This is a genomic window from Novosphingobium sp. P6W (assembly GCF_000876675.2).
Classification (GTDB): domain Bacteria; phylum Pseudomonadota; class Alphaproteobacteria; order Sphingomonadales; family Sphingomonadaceae; genus Novosphingobium.
On sequence record NZ_CP030352.1, the window covers coordinates 2,074,621 to 2,089,487 of the forward strand.

At 63.0% G+C, this 14,867-nt stretch carries 14 protein-coding genes; 2 read left to right on the forward strand and 12 right to left on the reverse strand.

The window, feature by feature from the left end; all coding sequences use genetic code 11:
* Nucleotides 1–22 precede the first annotated feature (22 nt).
* From TQ38_RS10115 to TQ38_RS10160, 10 genes are all read right to left on the reverse strand, one after another.
* Nucleotides 23–2,020, reverse strand: coding sequence for a S9 family peptidase (locus TQ38_RS10115; protein ID WP_043972947.1), 1,998 nt, complete (start codon nt 2,018–2,020; stop codon nt 23–25).
* Between the two features lie 73 nt (nt 2,021–2,093).
* Nucleotides 2,094–3,224 carry a tRNA guanosine(34) transglycosylase Tgt gene (gene tgt, locus TQ38_RS10120; RefSeq protein ID WP_043972945.1) on the reverse strand — a complete coding sequence of 377 codons (1,131 nt, stop codon included), beginning with the start codon at nt 3,222–3,224 and terminating at the stop codon, nt 2,094–2,096.
* A gap of 19 nt (nt 3,225–3,243) precedes the next feature.
* Entirely contained in the window at nt 3,244–4,296 is a 1,053-nt protein-coding gene (locus TQ38_RS10125) for a YdiY family protein (RefSeq protein WP_240197856.1), read from the reverse strand.
* A complete protein-coding gene (locus TQ38_RS10130) occupies nt 4,293–5,066 on the reverse strand; it encodes an ABC transporter permease (protein WP_043972943.1) in 774 nt (257 codons plus the stop codon). Before TQ38_RS10130 ends, TQ38_RS10125 begins: the two co-directional genes overlap by 4 nt.
* On the reverse strand, nt 5,063–6,019 hold the full coding sequence (locus TQ38_RS10135) for an ABC transporter ATP-binding protein (RefSeq protein ID WP_043972942.1): 957 nt from the start codon (nt 6,017–6,019) through the stop codon (nt 5,063–5,065). Before TQ38_RS10135 ends, TQ38_RS10130 begins: the two co-directional genes overlap by 4 nt.
* 85 nt (nt 6,020–6,104) lie before the next feature.
* A complete protein-coding gene (gene queA / locus TQ38_RS10140) occupies nt 6,105–7,133 on the reverse strand; it encodes a tRNA preQ1(34) S-adenosylmethionine ribosyltransferase-isomerase QueA (protein ID WP_043972940.1) in 1,029 nt (342 codons plus the stop codon).
* A 94-nt stretch (nt 7,134–7,227) separates the two neighbouring features.
* Nucleotides 7,228–7,911: a peptidylprolyl isomerase gene (locus tag TQ38_RS10145; RefSeq protein WP_043972937.1), complete on the reverse strand. Its 684-nt coding sequence runs from the start codon at nt 7,909–7,911 to the stop codon at nt 7,228–7,230.
* Between the two features lie 117 nt (nt 7,912–8,028).
* Nucleotides 8,029–8,544, reverse strand: a complete 516-nt coding sequence (gene coaD, locus TQ38_RS10150) for a pantetheine-phosphate adenylyltransferase (RefSeq protein WP_043972935.1) — start codon at nt 8,542–8,544, stop codon at nt 8,029–8,031.
* Nucleotides 8,544–9,452 (reverse strand): polyprenyl synthetase family protein, encoded by a 909-nt coding sequence (locus TQ38_RS10155; protein ID WP_043972933.1) that lies wholly within the window; start codon nt 9,450–9,452, stop codon nt 8,544–8,546. The genes coaD and TQ38_RS10155 overlap by 1 nt, the downstream gene beginning before the upstream one ends.
* A 3-nt stretch (nt 9,453–9,455) precedes the next feature.
* On the reverse strand, nt 9,456–9,710 hold the full coding sequence (locus tag TQ38_RS10160; RefSeq protein WP_043972931.1) for an exodeoxyribonuclease VII small subunit: 255 nt from the start codon (nt 9,708–9,710) through the stop codon (nt 9,456–9,458).
* Between the two features lie 143 nt (nt 9,711–9,853).
* Between TQ38_RS10160 and purL the strand changes: the two genes are divergently transcribed.
* Nucleotides 9,854–12,013 carry a phosphoribosylformylglycinamidine synthase subunit PurL gene (purL, locus tag TQ38_RS10165; RefSeq protein ID WP_043972929.1) on the forward strand — a complete coding sequence of 720 codons (2,160 nt, stop codon included), beginning with the start codon at nt 9,854–9,856 and terminating at the stop codon, nt 12,011–12,013.
* 36 nt (nt 12,014–12,049) lie between these two features.
* Here the strand turns inward: purL and TQ38_RS10170 are convergent, their stop codons facing one another.
* Entirely contained in the window at nt 12,050–12,685 is a 636-nt protein-coding gene (locus TQ38_RS10170; protein ID WP_043972926.1) for a DUF1345 domain-containing protein, read from the reverse strand.
* Between the two features lie 103 nt (nt 12,686–12,788).
* The gene (serB, locus tag TQ38_RS10175; RefSeq protein ID WP_043973471.1) at nt 12,789–13,670 is read right to left on the reverse strand and encodes a phosphoserine phosphatase SerB; all 882 of its coding nucleotides are present in this window, start codon (nt 13,668–13,670) and stop codon (nt 12,789–12,791) included.
* Between serB and miaA the strand changes: the two genes are divergently transcribed.
* Nucleotides 13,663–14,649 (forward strand): tRNA (adenosine(37)-N6)-dimethylallyltransferase MiaA, encoded by a 987-nt coding sequence (gene miaA / locus TQ38_RS10180; RefSeq protein ID WP_043972925.1) that lies wholly within the window; start codon nt 13,663–13,665, stop codon nt 14,647–14,649. The genes serB and miaA overlap by 8 nt on opposite strands.
* Nucleotides 14,650–14,867 lie beyond the last annotated feature (218 nt).

Here is a 14,867-nt window from a genome sequence, read left to right on the forward strand (position 1 = left end):
CAGGCTCCTCGCCGCTTCCCGGTCAGTTCGTCGGCAGATTCAGGCTTTTGCGCAGGAACGCATCGCTGCGACTAAGCAGCGTAGTGCGCGCATCTCCGTCCACCAGCGAATGGCTCAGACCCGAGAATGTCACCAACTCCACGGATTTCCCGGCGGAGCGCAGGCGGCTTTCCATCAGCCTGGACTGTGTCACATCGACATTCAGATCAAGGTCGCCGTGGAACATCAGCACCGGCACGGCAATGGACGATGCATTCTGCGCGGGAGACCCTTCTGTCACGTGCGCGCCATTGCCGATCATCGCATCCACTTGCACGAAGTTGCTGTAATGCAGCTTGTCGTTCCGCATCTTGGCGAGATCGGTGACCGGCGCGATGGCGACGATCGCCTTGAATAGCCCTGGGTCAAGTACGCCAGACTGCAGCGCCGCATATCCACCATAGGACCAACCGAGAATGGCAAGCTTGTCATTTGCGGCAACGCCGGTCGAGACGAGCCAGCGCCCCGCGGCATCCACATCACCGATGGCGGTGCGCCAAGACTGAAATCCGTTTTTCTCGAACCATGCTTCGCCAAACCCGGCCGAACCGCGAAAATTGGGCTGCAACACGGCAAACCCGCGTGCTGCGTAGAACTGCACGAGCCAATCGAAACCCCACTCGTCGCGTGAAGACGGTCCGCCGTGCGGCATGACGATTGCCGGAAGGTTTTTCCCGTCACTGCCCGGAGGCAGCGTCAGGTAAGCAGGAATCATCGTCCCGTCGGCAGCCGGGTACTGCACGGGCTTCATCCGAGCGAGTGTGCGCCCTGCAATCCCCGGCCGAACAGGGACGATCTCCTCCAGCTTGCGCGTCGCCCTGTCGAACATGTAATATCTTCCAGGATCGATGTCGCTTCCGGTAAACAACAGAAGTCGGTTTTCATCAGCGCTGGCATCCAGGAAACTGAGCGAGGATTCTGGTTTGAAAGCTTTGGAAAGCGACTGGCGCAGCGCTTTGAGTGCAGGATCGAACAGTTCCACCTGACGGTATTCGGACGCAAAGGAGGCGCCCACTACCCGCCGCGAACGTCCAACCTGAACCAACCCGTCGATATCGATACCTGGCTTAGCGAAGACCAGTTCGCGTGCATCGCTGCCGTCGAGTTTCATGCGATACAATGCGGCGAACCCGTCCTTGTTCTCGAAACCATATACAGCGTCGAGATCCGGGTCGACGGCCACCGGGTTGAAGCCGCTGACAGTCCCAGAAGGATTGAAGACCACCCGGTTGAGGGAGGACCAGCCTCGCTCACCCTGCTTTCGATAGGAATAGTCTATGAAGCTCTTGTCATAGCCGTTCCCGTAAGACGGGTTGATGCCCATGATCCGGATGCTGCCGCGGCCATCGCCGATAAAGGTAGTGGCATTTGCCACCGGCCTTTCATAGATGGTGCGGCGCAGCGTTCGAACGTTCACGCTTTCCACCCCAAGCCCTTCTGCGGTGGAGGCCATGCGGGTGCCGGTGCCGTTTTCAGGCACGAACTGGCGCAGCATCAGCACTTCGCCGGGGTTTTTTCCTTGCCAGTCAATGACGTCGCCGCCGTACCAGGTGAAGCCCAATGCCCGATTAGTTTCGGAAGGGGTCAATATCTTCGCCGGACTGCCGTCTACGCCAATGACGATCTGCCGATTGAATCGTACGATCTGCCCGGTGGCGTTGCTGGTGATCCCGATGATGCAGATCAATTGATCGTCGGTAGGCCATGAACAATGGCCGACCCGTTCGCCAGGCCGGGTTACCGTAAGGATCGGTCTGGCCTGCCCTCCTTTGGCGAAATCGACCAGCGTCACCACATCACCGCGCCCTTTGTAGGGCTGGACGAAAGCAATCATGGTACCGCCGGGCGAAAGACTGATGTCGCTAACCGCCTCGCGCTCGCCGAATGCCGCCGCGACTTGCGCCGCATCTTCCGCGTTCGCTGCCCCGGCGCACCAAAGCGCTATCGCCAGCGACGATGCCGCCGTGAATAATTTTCCCATGGAACTGCCCCGCCTGCCCGATTCTGCCCGTCAAGCTAGTCGGAGCCTCATCATGTTTCCATGAATTTCCGCTTCACTCCTTGCGGAAATAATCCCGCCGAAAGTCCGCCGCAAAGGCTGCGAAGCGCTGCTCCGCGATCGCATCGCGCATGCTTTGCATCAGTTGCTGGTAGAACGAGATGTTATGCTCGGTCAGCAGCATCGCGCCCAGCATCTCGCCCGCCTTGATAAGGTGGTGCAGGTACGCACGGGTATATGTCCCGCACGTTGGGCACGAGCAGCGCGGGTCGACCGGGCCAGTGTCCTCGGCATGGCGTGCGTTGCGCATGTTGAGCGGGCCGCTCCACGTGAAGGCTTGCCCGTTGCGCCCAGAGCGGGTGGGCAGTACGCAGTCGAACATGTCGACCCCCCGCTCTACCGCGCCGACGAGATCGTCGGGCTTGCCCACGCCCATCAGGTAGCGCGGACGGTCTGCCGGAAGCTGGCCGGGGGCGAAGTCGAGCGTAGAGAACATCGCCTCCTGTCCCTCACCCACCGCAAGGCCGCCGATAGCGTAGCCATCGAAACCGATCTCAGCCAAGGCACCGGCGCTGGTCTTGCGCAAGTCTTCGTCCAAAGCGCCCTGCTGGATGCCGAACAACGCCGAACATTCCGCATGATCGCCGCCGGCATCGAATGCCTCGCGGCTACGCCTGGCCCAGCGCATCGACATTTCCATCGAGCGGGCGATGACGTCGCGGGGCTGGTCGATCTTGGGGCACTCATCGAAGCACATGACGATGTCCGAACCCAGCAGGCGCTGGATTTCCATCGACCGCTCCGGGCTGAGCATGTGGCGCGAGCCGTCGATGTGGCTGGCGAAGGTGACGCCTTCCTCGGTGATCTTGCGCAGTTCCGACAGGCTCATCACCTGATAGCCGCCGCTGTCCGTAAGGATCGGGCGATCCCAGTTCATGAACTTGTGCAGGCCGCCAAGCCGGGCCATCCGCTCGGCGCCGGGGCGCAGCATGAGGTGGTAGGTGTTGCCCAGGATGATGTCGGCGCCGGTAGCGCGCACGTCCTGCGGTTTCATCGCCTTGACCGTGGCGGCCGTGCCGACCGGCATGAAGGCAGGCGTGCGGATTTCGCCGCGGCGCATCTGGATGACGCCGGTGCGGGCTTTACCTTCGGTGGCGTGGATGGTGAACTGGAAACGGGGCTTCATGCCCCGCCCGTTACAGTCATCAGAAGCCGTAGACCAGCGAGAAGCGCGAAATCGTATCGGTCTTGAGCGAACCTGTCGGCGGCGAGGTTTCGTGCTCGATCGCGTAGGACAGCTTGGCCTTGAGGCGCTTGCTCATCGCTGTTTCCAGCGCGGTGAGCGAAGTGAAGGTGTTGTTGTCAGACCCGATATAGCTGCTGGCGTCCTGGCTCAGCTTGATCGTGGAGTTGATCTTCCAGTCGAAATCGATCGAAGTGAGGACCGACCACGTCGTCTCGTTAGGCTCGCCCACGTAATTGACGCGGCGCACGGCAGGACCCGCCTCCAGCGAAAGCGTCATGGTGCGGCCATTGAGCACGCGGTAACCAAGACCGCCCGAGAGGGTATAGCGATCCTCGAAACCCTGGATGCGGTCGCGTTCATACTGGGTGCGCGCGTACGTGAAGAAGCCCTCGTTCAGAGTGTAGCGCGGTTGGTAGCTGGCGGAATACTGTTCCCGCGTCACCACGCCGCGATCTTCCTGATAATCGGCGCGGGCCTGCACGATATGCTCCCACTCGATGCCCTTGCGGTTGAAGTTGAGGGCAGCGGTGAAGCCGAAGTTGTCGGTGTTGCCGGTGGAGCGAAAGGCGCCCAGCTCGATCTGGCCCTTCCACAATTCCAGTGGACCGGAGGCGCGGATGCGCGCCAGTTCGGCCTCCGTCTTGGCCGCAAGCTCCTTTGCCCGGCGGTCAAGGTAAGCGCGGTGCAGCCCCTTGATCTCGTCCTTGTCGTAAGGCTGGGTCGCCTGCGCGAACTTCACCATCGCGGCAACGGCAGCGCTGTCGTCGGTCTTCATCGCTTCGTCGAGCATCGCACGCACCTGCCTGGGCATGTGCGGCGGCCCGGCAGCTACGAAGGGCACGAACTCGGGATAAGGCGGGAGATCAAGTTCAAGCGGCGGCGGCGGCACGGCAGGCAGCAGGATAAGCTGCTCCTCCGGCTCCTGCGCATGGACAGGAACGGCGATCAACAGGATGGGGAGGCTGGCGAGAACCCGGCGGTGCATCGTCATTGCAGTAACGTAATCGGTCATGTGCGCAGGCGCCACCCCGAACGGAACACCCAGCTGATGAAACCGACGCAAATTGCGAGGAAAAGCAGCGTCAAAGCGACCGACAATCCGATCGGAACGTCGGACGTACCGTAGAACGTCCAGCGCAGGCCATTGACGAGATAGACGATCGGATTGGCCATCGCGACCGAGCGCCACGGATCGGGCAGCGTATCGATCGAGTAGAAAGTACCGCCCAGGAAGGTCAGCGGCGTGAGGATCAGCATCGGTACGATGGTCAGCTTTTCGAAGCTGTCCGCCCAGATGCCAAGGATGAACCCGAAAAGCGAGAAACTGGCCGAGACCAGCAGGATATAGCAGAACGCATAGAACGGATGCGCGATCGAATAATCTACGCAGAAGCTGGCTGTCACAAGGATAATCGCCGCCAGGATCAACGACTTGGTGGCCGCAGCACCGACGAAGCCGACCAGCGTCTCGCCCACGCCCACGGGCGCGGATAGCAGTTCGTAGATCGCGCCGGTGAAGCGCGGCATGTAGATGCCGAAACTGGCGTTGGACGTGCTTTCACCCAGGATCGTGAGGAGCAACAGCCCGGGGACGATGAAGGCACCGTAATTCACCCCGCCGACGCCGCCCGTCATCTGGCTACCGATGGCAGCGCCAAAGACGACGAAGTAGAGCGTGGTAGTCAGCACGGGCGCCAGGATCGACTGCATCGCCGTGCGGAAGGCTCGCATCAGTTCCTGCTTGTAGATCGTCCAGGCGGAGCGAGGGTTGAACAGGCTCATGCTGCGGCTCCCTGCATTTCGGGGCCTTCCAGGAGGTTCACGAAGATGTCTTCCAGGCTCGATTCGTGGATGTCGATAGCAGTGTAGTCGATCCCTGCGCGAGTAAGCGCCTTGGTTAGTTCGGCGACTTCCGCCGTGCCCGAGGAACTGCCTTCCCCGCCGCCGCCGCGATAGCACAGCACGCGGCCGTCTTCGATCAGGGTGACCGGGTAGGCTGAAAGGGCTTCAGGCACGTCGGTAAGCGGGTTGGCCAGAGTGACAAGCGCTTCGGTGCGGCCGAGGCGTTCCATCATCGCCGCCTTCTCGTCGACCATGAGGATTTCACCCCCGCGGATCACGCCGACGCGGTCGGCCATTTCCTCGGCTTCCTCGATGTAGTGGGTGGTGAGAATCACTGTGGTGCCGCGTTCGCGCAGGAGGGCGATCTGCTTCCACATGTCGCGGCGCAGTTCGACGTCGACGCCGGCGGTCGGCTCGTCGAGGAACAGCAGTTCGGGTTCATGTGCCAGCGCCTTGGCGATCAGAACGCGGCGCTTCATGCCGCCCGAGAGCGTGCGAATCTGCGCATCGCGCTTTTCCCAGAGGCTGAGCGCGCGCAGGATTTCCTCGATCAGTGCCGGATTGGGTGCGAGGCCGAACAGTCCGCGCGAGTGGTTGACCGAGCGCAGCACCGGTTCGAACATGTCGGTCGCCAGTTCCTGCGGCACCAGGCCGACACGGGCGCGAAGGCGGCGCCAGTGCTTGCCCATGTCCTCGCCGAAAGCGTGGATGGTGCCCGACGTGGGCCGTACCAGCCCGCAAACCGCGCCGATCAGCGTCGTCTTGCCCGCGCCATTGGGGCCGAGAAGCGCGAAGATTTCGCCCTTGTTGATGCTGAGGTCGACGCCCTTGAGCGCGGTAAAGCCGCCTTTGTAGGTCTTGGTCAGCCCACGAATTTCGAGGATAGGTTGCATGTGCGAATGAATGGGGCGGAAACGTCCGCGTTCCAACCCCCCTCGCACGATAATTTGTCCGATAATTGATTACGATTCAGGCTTGTCAGGGAATCAGCAGGCTCGAATCGCCGTAGCTGTAGAAACGATATCCGTTTTCGATGGCGTGCGCGTAAACCGCCTGCATCCGCTCAAGCCCCATGAGCGCTGAAACCAGCATGAACAGGGTTGACTTGGGCAGGTGAAAATTGGTCATCAGCCCGTCGATCGCCTTGAACCGATAGCCGGGGGTGATGAAGATCGAGGTGTCGCCCTCGAAAGGCAGGATCACGCCGTCCTCACCGGTTGCGCTTTCGAGCACGCGCAAGGAGGTGGTGCCGACCGCGATCAGCCGCCCGCCGCCCGCCCGCACCGCGTTGAGACGGTCGGCGGCGGCTGCATCTATGCGGCCCCATTCGGCGTGCATCCGATGTTCAGCGGTGTCGTCGGCCTTGACCGGCAGGAACGTGCCAGCGCCAACGTGAAGGGTCAGCGTTTCGCTGCCGATCCCGGCGCTGCCCAGGGCCTCCATCAGTTCGGGCGTGAAATGCAGCGCGGCGGTGGGCGCGGCGACAGCGCCTTTTTCGCGGGCGAACATGGTCTGGTAATCGCTGGCGTCGGCCTCGTCGGTGGGCCGCTTGCCGGCGATGTAGGGCGGCAGCGGCATCCGGCCGGCGCGTTCGAGCAAGACTTCGACAGGCTCGTCCCCCTGGAAGGCGAGGGTCCAGCTGCCGTCGTCATGACGCTCCTCGGCCACGGCGGTGACCTCGGCCGGGAAGGTCACGACGTCGCCTGCCTTCAGGCGCTTGCCATTGCGCACGAAGGCCTGCCAGCGGCGCAAGTCGATGCGCTTGTGCAGGGTGGCGCCGATCTTTGCCTCGCCCCGAATGCCTTCGAGCTGGGCCGGGATGACACGGGTGTCGTTGAACACCAGCACATCGCCCGCACGCAAGGCGCCCGGCAGATCGCGTACATGGCGGTCGGAGAAAGGCCCCTGCCCATCCACCACCAGCATCTGCGCCGCGTCACGCGGACGCGCCGGTCGCAGGGCTATGCTTTCAGGGGGAAGGTCGAAGTCAAAAAGGTCAACGCGCATGGCGCGGCGGGCTAGACCAGTGCGGCCCCTTCGACAAGCTCGGGGTGAGCACATGGCGAGAATCCCGCCCTGCTCACCCCGGACTTAACGAAGCTCAGTTCGACTTGGAGTTGTTTAGCTGCGCTGCCGTTGGCACCGGCGCTGCAGGAGCGACCGCAGGTGTCGGGGCGGGGGCCGGCTTGTTCTCCGAAGCCAGCGAAGCCTGGATCACCTTCGTCGGATTTTCGGGCGGTTCGCCGCGCTGGATCGCATCGACATAGTTCATGCCCGCGATCACGCGGCCGAACACGGTGTACTTATGGTCCAGCGCAAAGCGCGGGTAGAACACGATGAAGAACTGGCTGTTCGCGCTGTTCGGCTCGTTGGTGCGGGCCATAGACACCGTGCCGCGCAGGTGCGGCATCGAATTGAACTCGGCTTCGAGGTCCGGGAGGTCGGAACCGCCCTGCCCGGTGCCTGTCGGATCACCGGTCTGCGCCATGAAGCCATCGATCACGCGGTGGAAGATGACGCCGTTGTAGAAGCCGCGCTTGGCCAGCGTCTTGATCCGCTCAATGTGGTGCGGGGCCCACTGCGGCATCAGGCGAATAGCGACGCGCCCGCCGTCCGACAGGTCCAGCAGGAGGACATCGTCGGGATCGTGGGTGATGTCGGTATCGATCAGAGTTGGCAGCGCGGCAGGTGCCGGGGTGACCGGCTCCTTGTCCTTGGCGAACGCCGGCGCAGCCACGAGCGCAGCGCCAAACATCAACGCAGTCAGGGGGAGGCGAAACTTCATGGATTACTCACAGGCCAATTATTTCTGGATCCGGCCGATCCCAGGCTTTGCGCGATAGAGCGCGGCCGCTGTCGACACAATGAACGAATTTCCGGTGAGCCCGCCAGCCCGCACCGATCAGTAGTCGCCAAGAAGCCCGTTCTGGGCAATCCGTGCGACCACGTCCTCGCGCACTGCGGGACTGACGAACTTCACGATATCCCCCCCGAACATCGCGATTTCCTTCACCAGCTTGGACGCAATCGGCTGCAGGCCCACGTCCGCCATCAGGAACACCGTCTCGATGGTGGAATTGAGCTGCTGGTTCATGCCGGCCATCTGGTATTCGTATTCGAAGTCCGCAACAGCGCGCAGGCCGCGCACTATCACGCTAGCGCCCTGCACTTGCGCGAACTTCATCAGCAGCGCGTTGAAGCCGACTACTGACACGTTGTCGATGCCCATCGTCGCCACTTCGCGCGTGACCATGGCCATGCGCTCTTCCGGCGTGAACAGCGGATTCTTCGAAGGATTCGTGGTGACGCCGATAATCAGCTTGTCGACCAGCTTGGCGCCGCGCCGGATGATATCGGCATGCCCCAGGGTGATCGGGTCGAAAGTGCCGGGGTAAACGCCGATGCGTTCGACAGCCATCAGTGATCCCTCTCGATGATATAGCGCGCAAGGCTGCGCAGCAGGTCTGCCTCGCGCCCGTGCTGAGCCAGGTGGCCAACAGCCTGCTCGACGAGCATCCGGGCCTGGTCGCGCGCGCGGTCCGGGCCGAGCAGCGAAACGAAAGTTTCCTTGCCAGCCTTCGCATCCTTGCCCACCGCCTTGCCGGCGACCGAAGCATCGCCTTCGTGGTCGATAAGGTCGTCGGCGATCTGGAAGGCCAGGCCGATATCGCGCGCGTAGCCGCGTAGATGGCCCCGCCCTTCAGGCTGCACACGGCCCAGAATGGCGCCCATTTCCACCGCTGCGCCGAGCAAGGCGCCGGTCTTGAGCTGCTGGAGCCGGGTGACTGTCTGCAGGTCGAACTCGCTGGTTTCGGCGACGAGATCCATCATCTGGCCGCCCGCCATCCCCTGCGCGCCGCTGGCAGCGCCAAGCGTGCGCACCAGTTCGATGGCGGTGAAAGGGTCCGGGCTGGTGACCGGGTCCGACAGAACTTCAAAAGCAAAGGCGTGGAGCGAATCGCCCGCCAGTACCGCAGTCGCCTCGTCGAAGGCGATATGCAGCGTCGGCTTGCCATGGCGCAGGGCATCATTGTCCATGCACGGCAGGTCGTCGTGGATCAGGGAATAGACATGGATCGATTCGATGGCGACAGCGGCGCGGATCGCCGCCTCGCGCTGCACGCCGTACATCTCTGCCACGGATGCCAGCAACAACGGCCGCAGCCGCTTGCCGCCGCCGATCGCGGCATAACGCATGGCCTCGATCAGGCGCGCGCGGGCATCGTCAGGAACGGGAAGCAGCGCATCGAAGGCGCTGTCGATCTCTTCGGCGATGCGCGAAAGGCCGTCGGCCAGCAGCGAATCGGGGACGCCCACGGCGCTCATGCGTCAGCGATCCGGCGCATCGAACGGCTGGGTGCCGGCGGCAGCGCCGTCGGGCCCGGCAACGATCTTCTCGATCCGGGCCTGCGCCGCATCAAGGCGTTTCTGGCAATGCTGGCGCAGCTTCTCACCCTTTTCGTAAAGCGAGATCGAGTCTTCCAGCGGCACATCGCCGCTTTCCAGCTGGCGCACGATGGTTTCCAGCGCGCGCAGGGCGTCTTCAAAGCTGAGGGGATCGATGGTTTGCGTCTCGGAAGCCATGCCGCAGCAATGGCGGGCCGGATTGGGCCGGTCAAGGTGGCGCCCGCGAAATTACGGTGTGATCGCCCGGCCGGACCGCCGCCCGCACAATCGCGCAACAAGCCATCTAGCGCGCGCGCATCGACATGGCTAAGGCGCGTGGCATGAGCACGATCACCGCAGAAGTCGTCGAGGCGCATGGCCTCAACCCCGAGGAATACGCGCGCGTCCTGAGCGCGCTGGGTCGAGAGCCGAACCTCGTCGAACTCGGCATCTTCTCGGTCATGTGGTCCGAGCACTGCTCGTACAAGTCGAGCCGCTTCCACCTGAAGAAGCTGCCTACCGAAGCGCCCTGGGTGATCTGTGGCCCTGGCGAGAACGCTGGCATTATCGATATCGGCGACGGACAGGCCGCCATCTTCAAGATGGAAAGCCACAACCACCCCAGCTACATCGAGCCCTACCAGGGCGCGGCGACGGGCGTTGGCGGCATCCTGCGCGACGTGTTCACGATGGGCGCGCGCCCAGTTGCCAACATGAATGCGCTGCGCTTCGGCCGGCCCGATCACCCCAAGATGAAGCATCTGGTCAAGGGCGTGGTCGCGGGCATCGGCGGCTACGGCAACTGCGTAGGCGTGCCCACCGTCGGCGGCGAGACCAACTTCCACAAGGCCTACGACGGCAACATCCTCGTCAACGCGATGACAGTGGGCGTGGCCGATACCAACAAGATCTTTTACTCTGCCGCCACCGGTTTGGGTAATCCGATCGTCTACGTCGGATCGAAGACCGGCCGCGACGGCATCCACGGCGCGACCATGGCAAGCGCTGACTTCGGTGACGACATCGACGAAAAGCGCCCGACCGTGCAGGTCGGCGATCCGTTCGTCGAAAAGCTGCTGATCGAGGCCTGCCTCGAACTGATGGCGACCGACGCCATCGTCGCGATCCAGGACATGGGCGCAGCGGGCCTGACATCCTCGTCGGTCGAAATGGCCAGCAAGGGCGGCGCTGGCATTCGTTTGAACATGAACATGGTGCCCTGCCGCGAAGAGGCGATGACGCCTTACGAGATGATGCTCAGCGAGTCGCAGGAGCGCATGCTGATGGTTCTCCAGCCCGGTAAGGAGCCGATGGCCGAAGCGATCTTCAAAAAGTGGGAACTGGACTTTGCTGTGATCGGCGAAGTCACCGACACTGGTCACATGGTGCTGGAATTTGACGGCGAAGTCGTTTGCGACATCCCGCTTGGTCCGCTGGCTGACGATGCGCCGGAATACGAACGCCCCTACGTCACGGCTGAGGAATACAAGGCGTGGGCCGCCGTTCCGGAGTTGGGCGATGTGCCTGCAACGACCGACATCGGTGCGGACCTGCTCAAACTGATGGGCGGCGCGGACCTCGCATCGCGCAAGTGGATCTGGGAGCAGTACGACAGCCAGGTCGGCGCCGACACGATGCAGAAGTCCGGCGGTGACGCTGCGGTGGTGCGCGTCCACGGGACGCAAAAGGCATTGGCGATCAGCACCGACTGTAGCCCGCGTTATTGCTACGCCGACCCCTATGAGGGCGGCAAGCAGGCCGTTGCCGAGACGTACCGCAACATCAGCGCCGTTGGCGGTCTGCCGCTGGCGATCACCAATTGCCTCAACTTCGCGAACCCGCAGCGTCCCCAGATCATGGCGCAGATCGTCGGCTGCCTGAACGGCATGGGCGATGCGTGCCGGGCGCTCGATTATCCGATCGTCTCGGGCAACGTGTCGCTCTACAACGAATCGAAGGCCACCGGCGGCGGTTCGGCGATCCTGCCGACCCCGGCGATCGGCGGCGTCGGCTTGCTGACGGACCACGACAAGATGGCGACGATCGCTTTCAAGACCGAGGGCGACGACATCTTCCTGCTCGGCGGTGAAGGCACGCATCTTGGCCAGTCGCTCTGGCTCAAGGACATCGGTGGCCGCGAAGCCGGTGATGCGCCGGTCGTCGACCTCAACGCCGAACTCGCCAACGGTGCGACGGTGCGCGGCTGGATCGGCGAGGGCAAGGTTACGGCAGTCCACGACCTGAGCGACGGCGGCCTCATCGTCGCGCTGGCAGAGATGGCACTGGCGAGCGGCCTTGGCTGCATTGTCGAGGGTAACCTGACCACGGCGCAGGCGTTTGGCGAAGACCAGTCGCGCTATGTGCTGACTGCTCCTGCGGGCACCGTGCTTCCCGGCGCTGCGAAGATCGGCACTGTGGCAGGCACCACGGTTGCCGGCCTCGAGATAGCAGCCCTTCGCGAAGCCAACGAAGCGTTCTTCAAGGACTGGATGGAAGCCTGATCTTTCGTTGCCCCGAACCAGATTCGGGGCAACGCTCTACCCCGGCCCGGCGCTGGCCAGCACGTTGACGCTCAGCGCCAGAATGCCGAGGTTGAAGGCAAACGCGAATAGGCCGTGAAACGTCGATACGCGCCGCATCGCGGTCTTCGTGATCGTGATGTCCGCCGTCTGGCACGTCATGCCTATGACGAAACCAAAGTTCACAAAATCTGAAAAGTCCGGGGTACAACCACCTGGAAACTCTAGACCTTCGTGATCTCCGCCGGTGTCCGGCGCGTAATATAGCCGCGCATAGTGAAACGCGAAGATCAGGTTGGTAAACATCCAACTTGCTATCAGTGTCACCACCAACAGGGCGATACCGCCTGCGCCCAGCGCGGACTTGTCGAGAATCAGCAGGCTAAGCGCAGCCAGCACCACGCTGCTGATCAGCCCGCTCAGAATCAGCAGCAGGAATTGTCCGGCATCGTCCCGGCGCGCCTGACGGCGCATGACTTCGGCGTCTCCCCTGCACCAGAGCGATACGCACGATGCCGCGAAAGCGAAGACCGCAAGATCGAAACCCGCGATCACCGCTTCCTCACGCCGCAGAAGCAGGGTGAATGCAGGCGCCGCAAGCGCGAATACGCCAAGGAACAGCAGGTAACGGGGGTGGCTCACGCGTACCGACATCTCTGCTCCGTCCTGCCATTTCAAGCTGGCAACATAGAGCCTGATGCAATTTCGCAAAACACTTCATCATCGCGAGCCGGGGCTCGCAATGATGAGTGAAAACTCAGCTCACCCACTGGCTCTGCGGGATGCCCAGCAGGCGCAGCACGCTAGTCAGATCTCCTCGGTCGACCCAGCCATTGGCAGCAGCACGCGCTTTCGGTTTGGCGTGGTAGGCAATGCCGTAAGTCGCCGCTTCCAGCATCGGAATGTCGTTGGCGCCGTCGCCAGTGGCGAGGCACGTGGCTCCCTCTCCCAGCTTCGCCATTTCGGCAAGCAGCGTTGCCTTCTTGACCGCCGAGTCGACGATCCCGCCCTCAAGCCCGCCGGTCAACTTGCCATTCGCGACCTCAAAGCGATTGCCCACGACATGCTCGAAACCAAGCTGTGCGGCGACCGGATCGGCGAAGTGGTGGAAGCCGCCGGTGACCAGCACGGTGCGGCAGCCCAGCTTCTTCAGCGTCTCGACCAGAGTTTTGGCGCCCGGCATCGGGCGGATGCGGGCAGTAAGGCATTCGTCGATAGCGCTGGTAGAAAGACCCTCCAGCAGGCCGACGCGCTCGTACAGAGCCTGCGCGAAGTCTAGTTCGCCCTGCATGGCCCGTTCGGTGATCGCGGCGATGCGTTCCTTGAGCCCCGCGAAATCGCCCAGTTCATCGATGCATTCCTGCCCGATCATGGTCGAATCCATGTCGGAGATGAACAGGCGCGGCACGATCGGCTCTTCGGTGGTAACGAGACCGTCGGTGGGCTGGAAGTGCGCATCAAGCGCCTCGCGCAACGCCGCCGCGTCATCGTCGGGCGAGTCGATCTGCATCGTCTGACCGCAGAAATCGAGCATGGACGCATCGGCAATCCGCACGCCCGCCTGCTGCATCTGGGCCTTGGCCGCATCGAGTCTTGCCGAAAGGTGGTCCGGTTCTGCTATCAGCCGCGCTATGAGCACTGCGAATTCCCTTGATACGCCATACGATATCGACGCCGGAGACCGGCCGCCGCTGGCGCTCATCGCAGGGCCGACCGCCAGCGGCAAGAGCGATTGTGCCGTCGCGCTGGCGCTGGAACTGGAAAGACGGGGGCGGCGCGCGGTCGTCGTCAATGCCGACAGTTCGCAGGTCTACAGCAATCTCTCCGTGTTGAGCGCCCGACCAACCCTTGAGGAAATGGGCGGCATCGAACACCGTCTGTTCGGCGCCTGGGACGGCACACAGGCCTGCTCCGCCGCCGATTGGGCCAAGGCCGCGCGCGATACCATCGCCGAGGTGCATGCGGCGGGCACGGTGCCGATCCTCGTCGGCGGCACGGGCCTCTATATCCGCACCCTGCTGGACGGCATCGCCCCGGTCCCTCCGATCGATCCCGAGATACGCGAGGCCGTGCGCGCGCTGCCCGTGGCGCAGGCCTATGCCGCGCTTCAGGTGGAGGACCCCGAACGCGCAGACCGCCTCGCCCCGGCTGACACCACCCGCGTGGCGCGGGCGCTGGAAGTGGTTCGGTCCACCGGGCACGGCCTTGCCCATTGGCAGGCGCAGACCAGCGGCGGCATCGGCCATGCCGTGGCGGTTCATCCGGCTATCCTGCTGCCCGAGCGGCAAATGCTGTTCGCACGCTGCAACCTGCGCTTCGAACGCATGATCGAGCGCGGCGCCTTGGCCGAAGTAGAGGCGCTCATGGCCCGCGGCCTTGATCCTGACATGCCGGTCATGCGTGCCATCGGAGTGCCCGAACTCGCCGGAGTCCTTCGTGGAAACTGGGCCGTGGAAGAAGCGACCGCACGCGGATCGCAGGCCACGCGCAATTACGCCAAGCGGCAGTTTACATGGCTGAGGCATCAACCACCCGCCGAATGGCCTCGAATTGAGTTTCATAATTACAACCAGGAACCCTTGAATGACATTTTATTTCGCTTGATGGGGTTGACCTGACATATCCGGGTGCCTAGAGCGCCCTTCTACCTTGCTGATGGAAGTTATGCAGGGAGGAGAGGGACGGCCCGGTACGGCATTGTCGTGCCGGGTCGGTTTCATTAGAGGGCGCACCGGGGTTACCGGTCTGCGAAATTCGCCGGAATCTATGGTTCCAGACGGAAAGAAACGCTCTCGGAAAAAACGGCACCATCGCTTCGGTTAGGTATGCGGTGACT

Excerpts from the sequence above, each read along its gene's own strand:
- TQ38_RS10135 (WP_043972942.1), bottom strand. The coding sequence starts at position 6,019 with ATGCAACCTATCCTCGAAATTCGTGGGCTGACCAAGACCTACAAAGGC.
- TQ38_RS10155 (WP_043972933.1), bottom strand. The coding sequence starts at position 9,452 with ATGAGCGCCGTGGGCGTCCCCGATTCGCTGCTGGCCGACGGCCTTTCG.
- TQ38_RS10125 (WP_240197856.1), bottom strand. The coding sequence starts at position 4,296 with ATGACCGATTACGTTACTGCAATGACGATGCACCGCCGGGTTCTCGCC.
- tgt (WP_043972945.1), bottom strand. The coding sequence starts at position 3,224 with ATGAAGCCCCGTTTCCAGTTCACCATCCACGCCACCGAAGGTAAAGCC.
- queA (WP_043972940.1), bottom strand. The coding sequence starts at position 7,133 with ATGCGCGTTGACCTTTTTGACTTCGACCTTCCCCCTGAAAGCATAGCC.
- TQ38_RS10145 (WP_043972937.1), bottom strand. The coding sequence starts at position 7,911 with ATGAAGTTTCGCCTCCCCCTGACTGCGTTGATGTTTGGCGCTGCGCTC.
- TQ38_RS10170 (WP_043972926.1), bottom strand. The coding sequence starts at position 12,685 with ATGTCGGTACGCGTGAGCCACCCCCGTTACCTGCTGTTCCTTGGCGTA.
- TQ38_RS10115 (WP_043972947.1), bottom strand. The coding sequence starts at position 2,020 with ATGGGAAAATTATTCACGGCGGCATCGTCGCTGGCGATAGCGCTTTGG.
- coaD (WP_043972935.1), bottom strand. The coding sequence starts at position 8,544 with ATGGCTGTCGAACGCATCGGCGTTTACCCCGGCACTTTCGACCCGATC.
- TQ38_RS10160 (WP_043972931.1), bottom strand. The coding sequence starts at position 9,710 with ATGGCTTCCGAGACGCAAACCATCGATCCCCTCAGCTTTGAAGACGCC.
- TQ38_RS10130 (WP_043972943.1), bottom strand. The coding sequence starts at position 5,066 with ATGAGCCTGTTCAACCCTCGCTCCGCCTGGACGATCTACAAGCAGGAA.
- purL (WP_043972929.1), top strand. The coding sequence starts at position 9,854 with ATGAGCACGATCACCGCAGAAGTCGTCGAGGCGCATGGCCTCAACCCC.
- miaA (WP_043972925.1), top strand. The coding sequence starts at position 13,663 with ATGAGCACTGCGAATTCCCTTGATACGCCATACGATATCGACGCCGGA.